Annotated in this window: 10 protein-coding genes and 3 pseudogenes; 9 read left to right on the top strand and 4 right to left on the bottom strand. The window is 38.0% G+C overall.

The genetic code is table 11. The annotated features are described in order from the left end of the window. Nucleotides 1-120: 120 nt before the first annotated feature. Entirely contained in the window at nt 121-741 is a 621-nt protein-coding gene (locus ACWPWK_RS00200) for an L-threonylcarbamoyladenylate synthase (RefSeq protein ID WP_023582284.1), read from the bottom strand. Nucleotides 742-765: 24 nt separating this feature from the next. Next, on the bottom strand, nt 766-1,626 hold the full coding sequence (gene rnm, locus ACWPWK_RS00195) for an RNase RNM (protein WP_160230331.1): 861 nt from the start codon (nt 1,624-1,626) through the stop codon (nt 766-768). 306 nt (nt 1,627-1,932) lie between these two features. Here rnm and ACWPWK_RS00190 point away from each other — a divergent pair, with 306 nt between their 5' ends. From ACWPWK_RS00190 to ACWPWK_RS00165, 6 genes and pseudogenes are all read left to right on the top strand, one after another. After that, a complete protein-coding gene (locus tag ACWPWK_RS00190) occupies nt 1,933-3,510 on the top strand; it encodes an anthranilate synthase component 1 (RefSeq protein ID WP_109372371.1) in 1,578 nt (525 codons plus the stop codon). Further along, a pseudogene (gene trpD, locus ACWPWK_RS00185) lies at nt 3,510-5,103 on the top strand (bifunctional anthranilate synthase glutamate amidotransferase component TrpG/anthranilate phosphoribosyltransferase TrpD). Before ACWPWK_RS00190 ends, trpD begins: the two are co-directional and overlap by 1 nt. 4 nt (nt 5,104-5,107) lie before the next feature. After that, the gene (gene trpCF / locus ACWPWK_RS00180) at nt 5,108-6,463 is read left to right on the top strand and encodes a bifunctional indole-3-glycerol-phosphate synthase TrpC/phosphoribosylanthranilate isomerase TrpF (RefSeq protein WP_109372374.1); all 1,356 of its coding nucleotides are present in this window, start codon (nt 5,108-5,110) and stop codon (nt 6,461-6,463) included. 39 nt (nt 6,464-6,502) lie between these two features. After that, nucleotides 6,503-7,693, top strand: coding sequence for a tryptophan synthase subunit beta (gene trpB, locus ACWPWK_RS00175; RefSeq protein ID WP_036937130.1), 1,191 nt, complete (start codon nt 6,503-6,505; stop codon nt 7,691-7,693). Then, nucleotides 7,693-8,499: a tryptophan synthase subunit alpha gene (gene trpA, locus ACWPWK_RS00170; RefSeq protein ID WP_454208116.1), complete on the top strand. Its 807-nt coding sequence runs from the start codon at nt 7,693-7,695 to the stop codon at nt 8,497-8,499. The genes trpB and trpA overlap by 1 nt, the downstream gene beginning before the upstream one ends. Nucleotides 8,500-8,773: 274 nt before the next feature. Continuing rightward, nucleotides 8,774-9,086 (top strand): annotated as a pseudogene (locus ACWPWK_RS00165) (BON domain-containing protein). A 672-nt stretch (nt 9,087-9,758) separates the two neighbouring features. On the opposite strand, the gene ompW reads toward ACWPWK_RS00165, so the two are convergent. Continuing rightward, nucleotides 9,759-10,406, bottom strand: coding sequence for an outer membrane protein OmpW (gene ompW, locus ACWPWK_RS00160; RefSeq protein ID WP_109372377.1), 648 nt, complete (start codon nt 10,404-10,406; stop codon nt 9,759-9,761). A gap of 433 nt (nt 10,407-10,839) precedes the next feature. Between ompW and ACWPWK_RS00155 the strand changes: the two genes are divergently transcribed. Then, on the top strand, nt 10,840-11,610 hold the full coding sequence (locus ACWPWK_RS00155) for a YciC family protein (RefSeq protein ID WP_109372378.1): 771 nt from the start codon (nt 10,840-10,842) through the stop codon (nt 11,608-11,610). 107 nt (nt 11,611-11,717) lie between these two features. Here the strand turns inward: ACWPWK_RS00155 and ACWPWK_RS00150 are convergent, their stop codons facing one another. Beyond that, a complete protein-coding gene (locus ACWPWK_RS00150; RefSeq protein WP_167392474.1) occupies nt 11,718-13,523 on the bottom strand; it encodes a SulP family inorganic anion transporter in 1,806 nt (601 codons plus the stop codon). Between the two features lie 309 nt (nt 13,524-13,832). Between ACWPWK_RS00150 and ACWPWK_RS00145 the strand changes: the two are divergent. Further along, nucleotides 13,833-14,381: pseudogene (locus ACWPWK_RS00145) on the top strand (septation protein A); the annotation flags it as partial. Nucleotides 14,382-14,805: 424 nt separating this feature from the next. Next, nucleotides 14,806-15,237: an acyl-CoA thioester hydrolase YciA gene (gene yciA, locus ACWPWK_RS00140; protein WP_006536988.1), complete on the top strand. Its 432-nt coding sequence runs from the start codon at nt 14,806-14,808 to the stop codon at nt 15,235-15,237. Nucleotides 15,238-15,348: the final 111 nt, after the last annotated feature.

Below are 15,348 nucleotides of genomic sequence, written 5' to 3'. Positions count from 1 at the left end.
TCGCAATGTATAAATTTAACACAAGCGATAAATCCCTTCACCTTTTATCTCTTTATCTCGTAATAAATTTCTTCACTATCGAGTCATTGGCTCCCAATTCAGTTTAATCAGCTAAATGACTTACTGAAATGGCGTAATATCACCCGTACCTTCACGCACGATAACTGGGGTATCTTCTGTTAAATCAATTACCGTTGTCGGTTTTTGTCCTAAATAACCACCATGGATCACCAAATCAACTTGTTTGCTTAATAAATCTTCGATTTCTTCCGGATCAGATTCAGCAAAATCGTTGCCTGGTAAAATCAGGCTTGTTGACATTAATGGCTCACCAATATTTTCTAACAATGCCAGTGCAATAGGGTTAGAAGGAACACGCAAACCTATGGTTTTACGTTTATCATTCATCAAACGTTTTGGTACATCTTTAGTTGCTTTTAAGATAAAGGTGTAATTACCTGGGGTGTTATTTTTTATTAAACGAAACACCACATTATCAACATAAGCGTAATTGGCGATTTCTGATAAATCACGGCACATCAGTGTGAAATTGTGGTTTTTATCTAATTGGCGAATACGACAAATTCGCGTCATTGCATCTTTGTTTTCTAAACAACAGCCAATAGCATAGCCAGAGTCTGTTGGATAAATCACCACACCACCTTTGCGTAAAATATCAGCACTTTGTTCAATTAAACGAGCCTGCGGATTATCTGGGTGAATATAAAAAAGTTGGCTCATACATCCCTCAATGAATTTCTAATGTTACTCTTGCCATAGCGACCAAACGGGTTCTACACCACTGGGTAACCATAAATTACGCCCCAATTCTATCCACGAGCAAGGGCGATGAAAATCAGAACCTAACGAAGCTTTTAGCCCATAAAGTTGCGCTAATGCTGCGTGTTGTTCCCGTTCTTGTGGTGGTTGTTGGCATTGTGCCACTTCGATTGCATTACCACCAAGCTGTTTAAAATAAAGCGTTAAGCGTTTTAACCACTTAGAGGATAGACCATATCGTCCCGGATGCGCTAATACTGCAACGCCACCAGCCTCATGAATCGCTGTGACAGCGTCACCTATTGAACACCACTGTGGGGGGACATAACCCGTTTTACCTTTCGCTAAATAACGCTTAAATACTTTATTAACCGAGGCAACATGCCCTTCATTCACGAGAAAACGGGCAAAGTGTCCTCTTGTAACTTGTCCACCATGTGCTAAGGCTTTTGCCCCTTCAAATGCATTTGAAATACCTGCTTTTTCTAATCGTTCACCTATCATTATCGCGCGTGTTTCACGACATTGGCTTTGTGACGAAAGGAGTGCTTTCATTGCATTATGGTTGATATCAATATTCAATCCAACAATATGGATTTCTATATTCTCCCATAAAGTCGATATTTCGACACCTGATATCAGGGTAAGAGGTAGATTTTTTTCTGCAATATAATCATTAGCAGGAGTAATCGCCGCTGTTGTATCGTGATCTGTAATCGCTAAGACATTAATTTGACGCTCTATCGCTCTCTCAACCAATTCTTTTGGTGAAAGCTCGCCATCTGACGCGGTAGTGTGGCTGTGCAAATCATAAATCACTCTTAAATCAGATAGCACTTCTGTCATCGCTTCTCCCTTTTCATCTTAGCAAGGTAATAATTTTTAAAGAGTATGCCATAAAGTACTTGACGAACCCAATGCAATCCAGTTTACTAGTACACAACACGAGCTAGTCTATTAACTTATTATCTGTCGTTAGCTGTAAGGAGATCTTATGAATATTAATCAACGTCTTATCGCTCTTTGGTGGCGCAATACTCTTTTATGGGCGGTTTGATCTCCTGCTTAACGTCAGTGATATCTAAAACCCGCCTACGCGGGTTTTTTTATGCATTAAAAACAGTTAGTAAAAAATAATATAGAGCGATAATAATGAATACATCACTTGCATTCTCATTTAATACCAAGGCAACGCCACTGCCTTACCATAGTGAACCGGCTTTACTTTTCAATACATTATGTGAAAACAAACATCACACATTATTGTTAGAATCTGCACAAGTTGACACTAAAGCAAACTTAAAAAGTTTGTTAATTGTTGATAGCGCATTGCGTATCAGCGCAGTAAAAAATCAAGTCACTATTGATGCATTAAGCGTTAATGGACAAGCTTTATTACCCGCATTAAAAATCGCACTAAAAGAAAAAGCGGTCTTAATACAAGAGAGCGATAAACAGTGTGTTTTTACTTTTTCAGCACCTGCACAAGATATTGATGAAGAAAGCAAATTAAAATCAGCCAGCGTATTTGATGCCTTACGCTTCTTCCTTGCTAATAAAGACACTAAAGATGCTAATGCTATTTTTGTCGGCGGTTTATTTGCTTATGATTTAGTCAGTGGATTTGAACCCATTCCTGAATTAGACACCGTTTTTTCATGCCCTGACTACTGCTTTTATTTAGCAGAACAGTTAATCGTGATCGACCATCAGAATAAAGATAGTCAGTTAATTTCTATTACTTTTACTGATGATAAAACAGAGTGTCAACGCCTCACTTTACGCCAATCTGAGTTAATTTCACTGGCTAAACAACCTTTAAAACATCCTATTCGCCGCGCTTTAACAGCAGCAGAATCAACAATACAAGGCAATATGGATGATAAAGGTTATGGCGATATCGTTGAGGCAATGAAAACCTATATTCGTCGTGGTGATATTTTCCAAGTTGTTCCATCACGTCGCTTTCAAGTTGCTTGCCCTTCACCACTTGCCGCTTATCAAGTGTTGAAAGAGAAAAATCCAAGCCCTTATTTATTCTATATGCAAGATGCTTTGTTCACGGTATTTGGAGCATCACCAGAAAGTGCATTGAAATATCAAACAAGCGACCGCCAAATTGAAATCTATCCCATTGCAGGAACTCGCCCAAGAGGACGCAACGCAGATGGTTCAATCAATGCAGATTTAGACAGCCGAATTGAATTTGAAATGCGCACTGATACGAAAGAGCTTTCTGAACATTTAATGTTAGTTGATTTGGCACGTAATGATTTAGCGCGTATTTGCCAAGCAGGTAGCCGTTATGTCGCTGAATTAACAAAAGTTGATCGTTATGCTTTTGTGATGCATTTAGTATCGAGAGTAGTCGGTAAATTGCGTGATGATTTAGATATTTTCCATGCGTATCAAGCCTGTATGAATATGGGAACACTATCTGGGGCGCCGAAAGTCAGTGCCATGCAATTGATTGCTCGTTATGAAAAAACGAAACGTGGCAGTTATGGTGGCGCTATTGGCTATTTTACTGGTGCGGGAGATTTTGATACTTGCATAGTTATTCGCTCCGCTTATGTTGAAAATAATATTGCAACTATTCAAGTTGGTGCTGGAATTGTGCTCGATTCAGATCCAAAAATGGAAGCAGAAGAGACACGCAATAAATCACAAGCTGTTATCAATGCCATTTTACAAGCTCACACCAATACTCAAATGCAGGAGGCTTGCTAATGGCGACTATCTTACTGCTCGATAATATCGACTCATTTACTTATAACCTTGTCGATCAATTACGTAGCCTTGGCAATAACGTTGTGATTTATCGCAATAGCGTCACAGCAGATGTTATTGAACAAAAATTACATGAGCTCGATAACCCGATTTTACTGTTATCGCCGGGGCCAGGAGCACCTTCACAAGCAGGTTGCATGCCTGAACTGTTAAAACGTGTATTAGGCACATTGCCTGTAATTGGTATTTGCTTAGGTCATCAAGCCATTATTGAGGCTTACGGTGGCAAAGTTTCTTCATGTGGAGAGATCTTACATGGCAAAGCGACATTAGCTGAACACGATAACAGCGAAATGCTTGTGAATTTACCTAACCCTTTACCCGTAGCTCGTTATCATTCACTTTCAGGAGAACAAGTTCCAGAACAACTCATTATTAATGCTTGGTGCGATAACACTGTTATGGCGGTGCGTCACCGTCAACATAAAACCTGTGGTTTTCAGTTTCACCCAGAATCAATTTTAACCACAAAAGGCGCACAACTTTTAGAACAAACAATCGCATGGGCATTAACTCCTAAAGGAGACGCATAAAATGGAAACTATCTTCAACAAATTATTTAGCGCACAACAATTGACGTTAGAAGAAAGCCAAACACTGTTTAGCGCCATTATTCGCGGTGAGTTAACAGAATCACAATTAGCGGCAGTATTAATCAGCATGAAAATGCGCGGTGAACATCCTCAAGAAATCGCAGGAGCAGCACGCGCATTACTCGAAAATGCACTGCCATTTCCTCGTCCTGATTATACCTTTTGCGATATCGTAGGCACTGGCGGTGATGGTGCAAATAGTATCAATATTTCAACAGCAAGCGCCTTTGTTGCGGCTGAAGTAGGTATCAAAGTTGCGAAACACGGTAATCGTAGCGTATCCAGCCGCTCTGGATCTTCCGACTTATTAGCCGCATTTGGTATCCCTTTAGACAGAAGTGCTGATGATGCGCGCCAATTACTGGATGAAGTGGGTTTATGCTTTTTATTTGCACCTCAGTATCACAGTGGTTTTCGTTTTGCGGCTCCCGTTCGCCAACAATTGAAAACACGCACGTTATTTAATGTATTAGGTCCATTGATCAACCCAGCACGTCCGCCATTAGCATTAATTGGTGTGTATAGCCCAGAGTTATTGATGCCTATCGCAGATACATTGAAAGTTTTAGGTTATGAGCGTGCTGCTGTTGTTCATAGTGGTGGAATGGATGAAGTTTCACTACATGCACCTACTCAAGTCGCTGAATTACACAATGGTGAAATTACACGTTATCAACTGACACCTAGTGATTTTGGTCTTCGCCCTTGTGCCATTACTGATTTAGAAGGTGGTACACCTGAAGTCAACCGTCAATTATTGGCAGATTTACTACAAGGTGAAGGGAAAAGAGCACATACCGAATCTGTTGCAGCTAATGTCGCTTTATTAATGCGTTTACATGGGCAAGAAGATTTAAAAATGAATACTGAAGTTGCTATGCACGCCATTTATAGCGGTAAAGCAATAAATCGTGTAACTGCGTTAGCAACGAGAGGATAAGAGCATGACTGTATTAAACGCCATTGTAAAAAATAAAGCTGAATATCTAATTGCACGTAAAGCAAGCCAACCATTATCAGAATTTGTGCACCAAATAGAGCCATCAACACGCTCGTTTTATCAGGCATTAACTCAGCCCAATACTGTTTTTATTTTAGAGTGTAAAAAAGCATCACCCTCAAAAGGTCTAATTCGTGCTGATTTTGATCCCGCTACGATTGCAAAAATTTATCAGCCTTATGCTGCTGCAATTTCGGTATTAACGGATGAGAAATATTTTCAAGGGAGCTTTGATTATTTACGTCAAGTTAGCCAAGCCGTGCATCAACCCGTTTTGTGCAAAGATTTTATTATTGATGAATACCAAATCTATTTAGCTCGTTTTTATCAAGCAGATGCCATTTTATTAATGCTTTCTGTCTTAAATGATGAGCAATATCGTGCACTATCAGCCGTTGCTCATCAATTAAACATGGGCGTATTAACGGAAGTAAGCACTGAAGAAGAGCGTCAACGTGCCATTAATCTCAATGCCAAAGTTATCGGTATTAACAATCGTGATTTGCGTGATCTCTCTATCGATTTAGCTCGTACCCAGCAGTTAAGCCAAGGATTGCCTAAAGATGCAATCGTGATCAGTGAGTCAGGTATTCACACCCATCAGCAAGTTCAAGAGTTAAGCCAATATGCTAATGGGTTTCTAGTTGGTAGCGCCTTAATGTCACAAGAAAATATTGACCAAGCAGTGAGAGCGCTCGTTTTGGGAAAGCATAAAGTGTGCGGGTTAACTCGCACACAAGATGTAAAAGCGGTTTATCAAGCTGGTGCTTATTATGCAGGGTTGATTTTTGCAGAAAAATCCCCTCGCAAAGTGACATTGTCACAAGCACAAGAGTTGATAGCGCAAGCTCCCTTAGCCTTTGTGGGGGTTTTTCAAAACCAACCCATTACGCTTATTTGTGACTATGCTGAAAAACTTAATTTATCTGCCATTCAATTACACGGACAAGAAGATGCTCAGTTTATTGAGCAACTTAGACAACGAATTCAACCTAGCTGTGAGATTTGGCAAGCAATAAATATGGCAATTCACGCAGATATTTCTCCTGTTTCACACGTTAATAAATATGTACTTGATAACGGCACTGGTGGCACAGGAACAACGTTTAATTGGCAAAAAATTCCTAATACATTACGTGAAAAAGCGTTACTTGCAGGTGGTCTTAACAGTGAAAACTGTTTGGATGCAGTTAAAACAGGCTGTATCGGGCTTGATTTTAACTCCGGAGTAGAATCGGCTCCCGGCATAAAAGATGCGCAACGTCTGAACCAAGTATTTGCACAATTACAGCTAAACTAAATTTCACAAAAATAAAATTTCAAACAGGATGACATCACAATGAGAAAACTTAACCCCTACTTTGGCGAATTTGGTGGCCAATATGTACCTGAAATCTTAATTCCTGCATTGGATCAACTCGAACAAGCTTTTATTGATGCGCAAAACGATCCCTCTTTTCAGCAAGAATTCCAAGATTTATTAAAAAATTATGCAGGCAGACCAACGGCACTAACCCTTTGTCGTAATTTAACAGAAGGCACGCGAACTCGTTTATATCTAAAGCGTGAAGATTTACTGCATGGTGGCGCCCATAAAACTAACCAAGTATTAGGTCAAGCCTTGTTAGCAAAACGTATGGGTAAAACCGAAATTATTGCAGAAACAGGTGCGGGTCAACACGGTGTTGCAACAGCTTTAGCCTGCGCACTACTTAATATGAAATGTCGTATCTATATGGGGGCTAAAGACGTCGAACGTCAATCGCCTAACGTATTTCGTATGCGCTTAATGGGTGCCGAAGTGATCCCCGTTCACAGTGGTTCATCTACCTTAAAAGATGCGTGTAATGAGGCATTACGTGACTGGTCTGGTTGTTACGATCGCGCACATTACTTATTAGGAACGGCGGCAGGCCCTCATCCTTATCCAACCATTGTCCGTGAGTTTCAACGCATGATTGGTGATGAAGCCAAAGCACAAATTCTAGAGCGTGAAGGTCGTCTACCTGATGCTGCTATCGCTTGTATTGGCGGTGGTTCTAATGCTATCGGTTTATTTGCATCCTTTATCCCAGAAACTTCGGTGCAACTAATTGGTGTTGAACCTGCGGGTAAAGGTATTGAAACGGGTGAACACGGCGCACCACTGAAGCATGGAAAATTAGGGATCTATTTTGGTATGAAGTCCCCAATTATGCAGACTGATGAAGGACAAATTGAAGAGTCATATTCAATTTCAGCAGGTCTTGATTTCCCATCTGTCGGGCCTCAACACGCACACTTAAATAGCATTGGTCGTGCTGATTATGTTTCTGTTACCGATGATGAAGCCATAGAAGCATTTAAAGCACTTTCTCGCCGTGAAGGGATTATTCCAGCCTTAGAATCTTCTCATGCATTGGCTTATGCACTGAAATTAATTGCACAAAATCCTGACAAAGAGCAGCTATTAATTGTGAACTTATCAGGCCGTGGTGATAAAGATATTTTTACTGTAAACGATATTTTAGCAGCGAGAGGAGAAATCTAATGAGCCGTTATCAAGTATGCTTTGAAGCATTAGCACAAAAACAGCAAGGCGCATTCGTTCCTTTTGTCACATTAGGTGATCCTTCTCCTGAGCTGTCATTACAAATTATTGATGCGTTAATTGAAGGTGGCGCAGATGCATTAGAGATTGGTATTCCCTTCTCCGATCCTCTTGCAGATGGTCCTACAATCCAAGGGGCTAATTTACGTGCGCTTAATGTCGGTGTAACGCCAACAGATTGCTTTGCGCTCTTAACTAAAATTCGTGCAAAACATCCTAATATTCCTATTGGCCTATTAGTTTATGCCAACCCTGTTTTTAGTAATGGCATTGATAATTTTTATAGTAAATGTGAGCAAGCAGGCGTGGATTCTGTCTTGATTGGTGATGTACCTTTACGTGAATCAAAAGAGTTCCGTGAAGCAGCACAACGCGCAAATATCAGTCCTATTTTTATTTGTCCACCTAATGCTGATGATGAACTTTTACAAGAGTTGGCAGCATCAGGTAAAGGCTATACCTATTTATTATCAAGAGCAGGTGTAACGGGTACAGATAAACGTGCAGAACAATCGCTAACACATCTTACTGACAAACTAAAAACCTATAATGCCCCTCCCGCATTGCGGGGTTTTGGCATTTCTGAGCCTAAGCAAGTTAAAGAAGCGATTGCCAATGGTGCCAAAGGCGCAATTTCAGGCTCGGCAGTGGTTCAAATTATTGAGAAAAATCTTCATCAACCCGATGTGATGTTAAAAGCACTGACGACATTTGTGAAAGAGATGAAGGCAGCTACCCTCGCCTAATTGCTTTAAATACGCTTAGTGAGATCCGCTTTAGAGAAATAATTTGCTATTTTTCTAAGCGGATTACTCTTAATTTATTATCTATTCAATCCCACTCATTGACTGCTGAAACCGCGATAAACCGCGTTATCATTCCCTCGTTCATATTCTTAATCAAATAATTTTTTTATCTAAAATTGGGCGAAATTTTATTTTTTGGTCATACTTTATAAGGTACTTTATATTTTCTTTTCGGAAATACTCAATCAATAATGTAATTACAAGGAGTTTGATGATGAAACTATGGGCAAAAATCTCCGCTGTTATGGCAGCATTACTGATGGCATTAACTTTATCTGCATGTTCTCCAACCGCAACATCAGAGGGTACTGGGGGTATTTTGATGACTCCGTGATCACCACTAAAGTGAAAACAGCGCTAATTGGTGAAAAAATCTTAATTCAACACAAATCAGCGTTGAAACATTTAAAGGTAAAGTTCAACTAAGTGGTTTCGTCTCTTCTCAAGCAGATGCCAATCGTGCCATTGAAACAACACGTAAAGTAACTGGTGTAAAAGGGGTTATAAACTCAATGGTTATTCGCTGATCCGCTTTTATTCTCGTCTTCCTTTAGCCCTAATTTTCTAGACCACTTCGGTGGTCTTTTTTTGTCCAAGATTTTTGTCTTAATCATTTAATCTTTCATAAAGTAGATCAATTTTTGCAAAAAAAACAAATAAGCTAAAAAGTGTCTATTTTTACTCCACGCTAGAATTAGCTCATAAAAAGAACAAATAAGAAATATTACTAATCATTTTGAGATTATAAGTTAACCACCTTATTATCCTGAATATCTCCTCTGTTGATATCATTTTATTCTTTTTCTATTTTCTTCTATCTATTGATAGATAAAGCCGTTTTACTAAATCCAAATATAAAGATGTATTTTAAATACATCTATAAAATACACTCTTTTACTTATTAAAATGCCAGCAACTCTTAATAAATAAAACTACACTTTTTTATTTTGATAATATCAATAAATAAAAGATGTATATTAAATACACTTTAATGAATGTTAAAATGCTAAATGTCTTATTTCAGATGTATATTTACCTATTTAATGTTGCTTTTAATAACTCATAATTCAGGTATTAATAATAAAAAAAGAAGCTGTATATAATCTAGAAATGAAAGATTTTTAGTAAATCAAAAGATAAAAAAAGCGAAGGTAATCTTCGCTTTTTCATTATGAGATATTCTTTTAAAGAAAGAATAATTAGAAACGGTAACCCACACCAAACATAAATACAAATGGGTCTAAACGTGTTTTAACGTCAAAATCTTTGTCCGCAACAGTGCTATTAAATCTTGCTTTTGTTTCGATGTTCATCCACCAAACAGAAGCATTCAACATCCAGTTTTTATCAAGGTTATAATCTAAACCTGCCTGTGCCGCAAAGCCCCATGAATCCTTAAGATCAAGACCATTTAAGCCTAAGCCATCTACAGCAGGGTTATTATTAAATTTCTCATCAAAGAAAGTGGTAAAGTTAAGACCTGCACCTAAATAAGGACGTAATTTATCTTCACCATTACCGAAGTAATATTGTGCCATTAATGTTGGTGGTAAATGTTTAACTTTTGCAATTTCACCTACACCCGTCAATGATACTTTATGTTCAAAAGGCGTTGCTGCTAATAACTCAACCCCGATATTATCAGTGATCATATACCCGAAAGTTAAACCTAATTGGGTATTATTATTTACTTCAAAATGGTCGCCACCTAATATTGCATCAGAACCCGCATTAGGACGAACTGTTGCAGTACCCGCACGGAATAAAAAATCACCTGCTTGGTGAGCAAAAGAAATAGAAGGCGCAAGAGTTGCAGCCGCTAAAATAAGCGCAGAAAGTTTTTTCATTATTTAACCCATTCCTGTAATAAGTAAAATCTCCGCTAAAAATATAACCATTTATTGATAATTATGATCTAATGCCGATCACAACTTTGGAATTATTTTTGCAGAAAGTGTTATTTCTCTTTTTATTATTTATCAATACTATTATTTATAATTGATCCGCATCAAATTACCCATTAATACCATTTTTTCTTATAATTAAATTTATTATTACTGTTATTTTTTGAATAAAAAATATCCTTAAAAGACATATTTAAAAATAAAGTTATTATTGTGTTAATATAATGTTTATTTTATTTTCGGTGATGAGGGTGTTCTGATTATCAACATCAAGAAACAATCCAAATAAGAGAAGTAAGAGAAAATATCCCTTTTTGTTGTTGTAAAAGGTACAATAGCGCGCATTGACACAGTCTATTTTTATAGGAGCAGTTTCATGCCTACCACGGCACGCACAATCTACCGAGACAGTCTTAATTTTTATAAGAATGAACGACGTAGCATTGTTACTCTTTCCGCTATTCTTGCTATTATTTTAGCGTTCATTCATGTCTTCATTGGCCCTAATCCTCAAGAATACCAATTGATGATTGAATTTGTGGCTAATTTTAAAAATACACAGCTTTCTTCTGCCTCTCCTGCTGAGTTAGAAGCAATGTCAAACAGTGTCGTGGGTATTGCCAAAAAAGTGTTATCACTGTATGCATTTGAAACATTACAGCAAAGCATCTTGGTTCTAACCTTATTGATGTTCGCCATGGCAATTTCCACAGGTCATAACGTCACCTTAGGTCAAACATTTAATGCAGCCCTACCTCGCTTACCTAAAATGTTCCTATTGATTGTACTGTGCTCTATTTTGATTAGCGCCGGTTTTATGGTGATGATTATTCCTGGCATCATTTTATTAATTGGTTTTGCATTAGCCCCCGTTGTTTTAGTACGTCAACAAAATATGGGAAGTGCAATACGTTTGGGTTGGAAGGTTGGATTTAGTGAATCGGCTGCGCTGATCCCTGCTTTAGGTATTTGGATCTTATTGCAGTTCGGCATTGGTTTTGTGAGTAATCTTACAATTCAACTACCTGATGTTATCCATAACTTCTTATTCTACTTCCTAAAAAATATGGCTTCGGCTTGGATGATTATTTATCTGTTCCGTTTGTTTATGTTGGTTGAAAACAAATACACAACGCAACAGCGTTAATCTATTCAAAGCGTTATCATTACCTATAAAAAATCCCGTGTATAAGCTAATCACTTATCACGGGATTTTGTTATTGATTATGTACCAATAAAGTTTAACCAGTACACTTAGAGAGTAGATGTATGACTCGTTGTTGGCGCATCTACTGTATTCTCATCATTATTTTCAGCGTCTTGTTTTAGTGCCTCTTTTCTTGCTTCTTTCTGTTTTTCTTTGATCTGCTGTCGGCTTTGATACAAGCGGATCACAAAATAGAGATCTGGGGCAATAATCAAATCATCTTCATTGAGCGAAATTTTATTCCGTTCTATCCAACGATTTAACTCCGTTCTGCGCCCCGCTAGAACCAATTTAACGCCTTTTATTCGTAATTCTCTTATTAGCTCATCAATGGCAGCAAATACGCTGACATCATCATAAGTAAAGCTTACAGCAGCATCTACCGCTAACCATGCCGGTCTTTGAGGTGCGCTATCAACCAGTTGTAGTACTCGTTTTTTAAAATAACCCACATTAAAATAAGTCAGTGGTGAATTAAAACGGTACATCATTAAACCATCAATAGGCTCAATGCCATTATCCTTATTCATTGAATGAACCATTCCTTGTTCATCAACACCCAACAACTGATCGCTAGGTCGAAAAACAATACGTAAGAATTGTAATAGACCTAATAAAACCGCAAAACCAATACCATTAATCAGACCTGTCAATAACACAGCTAATAATGTAAATGATGCCAATGTAAATGCTTGTTTATTACGCTTACGATAAGACCAAATATGACGAATACTAAGCAGTGACCAAGAAGAAACTATCAACACTATCCCTAACGAAGACAGTGGAATATAAGCAAGAAAATCGGTCATAAATAACAACACGAGCAAAATCATCAATGCGGCAATAATAGAAACTAACTGCGTTTTCCCCCCAACGGAGTCATTGACCGCTGTACGGCTACTTGCCGCACTTACAGCGAACCCTTGAGACAATGCGGCGGCAATATTGGCAATACCTAATGCTTTTAATTCTTGGTCTGCATCGACATCATAACCATTTTTGCTGGCAAAACTGCGGGCTGTCATCATAAAACTCACAAAACTAATGACAGCCAAGTTTATGGATGGAACTAATAATTCTCGTAATACACCAGGATGAAATCCACTCATCGAGACTACTGGCAGAAATAGATCAACATTTCCAGCCTCTTTATTCACAATAGCAATACCATAGCTTGCTAAATCAAATTGCCAGCTAAGATAAGTCATCACAACCATGGCAATTAATGGCGCAGGCCATCGGCTCCGAAAATAGCGAATACCCAATAATAAGGCGAGTGTTATCGCTGACATCAATAACGTAGGTAAATGTGCATCCATTAATCGAAATGGGACTTCAATGAGTTTTTCAATTAAGTGGTCTGGGGAAGTATCAAAACCAAATACTTTACTAATTTGCCCAACCATAATGGTGATCGCAACACCATTTAAAAGCCCTTGAAGAATGGGGCGAGAAAGAAAATCAGTAAAAGCCCCTAATCTAAAATGGCTGGCTAAAATACACCAAAACCCCGTCATCGCTGTCATGATAATCGCAAGTTGCCATCGAGTATTTTCATCACCAGCAGATAGTGGAATGACTACCGCAGCAATAACGGCACACGTTGCTGCATCAGGCCCCGTAATTAATTGTCGAGAAGTACCAAATAATGCATAAATAATCATGGGGAAAATACAGGCATATAATCCAACAATAGCATTAATGCCTAATAATTCGGTATACGCAATGGCAACAGGTAGTGCGACGGCAGCCACTGAAAGCCCTGCTTTTAAATCATAGCCAAAATATTCACGCTTATAGTTAAATAATAAGCCTAATCCTGGCATCCATTTTATTATTCTTTTTCCGTTCATTGATTTCCTCTTATCAGAAATACTTTTTTATTTATGCATTCATCAAAAAGTGGCGGGTGATAATGATGAGTTAATGAATCATATACTAGTGTAATATTTAAATCCTCTTTCATAACTCAAGCTTGAGTTTTAATTTTACATAAATGCAATTACATTGATTTTTCATTGAGTTATTTCAGACAAAACTCGCATTTTTTGTATAAATTAACACTCTGTCGTTAAAGATATGCAATTGTTTACCCATTTTCTATCGCTTTGCATTAGAATAGCCAAGTTTATGAATTTAATTACCATAGGTTCCTATCTGTTATGAAAAATGGCTGGCTTAAGCAATTACTTGATTTTGCTCCACTATTAGTTTTTTTTATCTTCTATAAATGGCAAGATATTTTCTATGCTTCAGGTGCATTAATTATCGCGACGTGGATCTCAGTCGGTTTAACATGGCTTATTTTCCATAAAGTAGAGAAAGCGCCGCTCATTACCGCTGTGGTTGTCACTATTTTTGGTTCATTAACCCTATTTTTCCATTCTGCTGATTTTATTAAATGGAAAGTGACGGCTATTTATGCCATTTTTGCTATCGTTTTAATTGGTATGCAGTTATTTACGCCAAAAACGTTAATGGAAAGAATGTTAGGCAAAGAGCTCGCTATGCCGCCTGCAAATTGGAAGAAACTCAATATTGCATGGGTGGTTTTCTTTTTTGCTTGTGCTCTTGGTAATATTTATGTGGCATTTTCTTTGGCAGAAGAGACTTGGGTTAATTTTAAAGTCTTTGGCTTAACTATTTTAACCTTTATCTTTACTATCGCCAGTGTGGTTTATATCTGGAATAACCGTTTACCAGAAGAACAAACTGAAAATGAAGCTACAGAAAATAGTGAACACGAATTATCAGATAATATGACAAAGCAAGCATCTAAATCGACATCACACGATGCCCATTCAAAATCTGAATAATTATTTTTATTTTATTGGGAGATATGTGCTCTAAATAATTTAAGTTGTAGCTATTAGAGTATAGCCTGTAGATACTCTAAATAATTTAAGATGCAGCCAACAACGCTACGGCTTGAAGTATGACGAGCCCCTTACTCTAGATAATTCGAGGTGTAGCTAGGCGACAAGTGAATGAGACGCTAGGAGCATACAAAAGTATGTGACTAGTGCGAATGAACGAAGTCAACAACGCTACAACTTGAAGTATGAGGAGTAAACTTGATATATACGAGTAAATATCTCCTTGGTTTCAACATTATTTTACAGATACTTTATTTCCATGACTGAACAACAATCTTTGCCTAATGGTGAGCTCGTTTTACGCACCCTTGCCATGCCTGCTGATACTAACGCTAATGGTGATATTTTCGGTGGCTGGTTAATGTCTCAAATGGACATCGGTGGTGCAATTTTAGCAAAAGAAATTGCGTTAGGTCGTGTCGTTACTGTAAGTGTAACAGGCATTACCTTTCTTAAACCTGTTGCTGTTGGTGATGTCGTTTGTTGCTATGCGCGTTGCTTAAAAACAGGTAACTCTTCAATTACTGTTAATATTGAAGTATGGGTTAAAAAAGTCGCCACAGAACCTGTCGGCCAACGCTATCGTGCAACAGAGGCTGTGTTTACCTACGTTGCCGTTGACGAGAACAATTCTGCCCGTCGCTTACCTGAGGGTAAAGCTCACTTCACGCTAACAAGTACTATGGAATAAAACGCCATTACGACAATTCGATTACGACGCTAATAGCGTGAAAGCATTAAAAATTGAATACTAAAAAAGGCACTTATTAAAGTGCCTTTTATTTATCTGGTATCAAATAGT

It is taken from the genome of Proteus sp. Marseille-Q3619 (genome assembly GCF_965283115.1).
The sequence above is the reverse complement of the archived record's forward strand: the minus strand, read 5'-3'. Positions and strand labels throughout refer to the sequence as shown.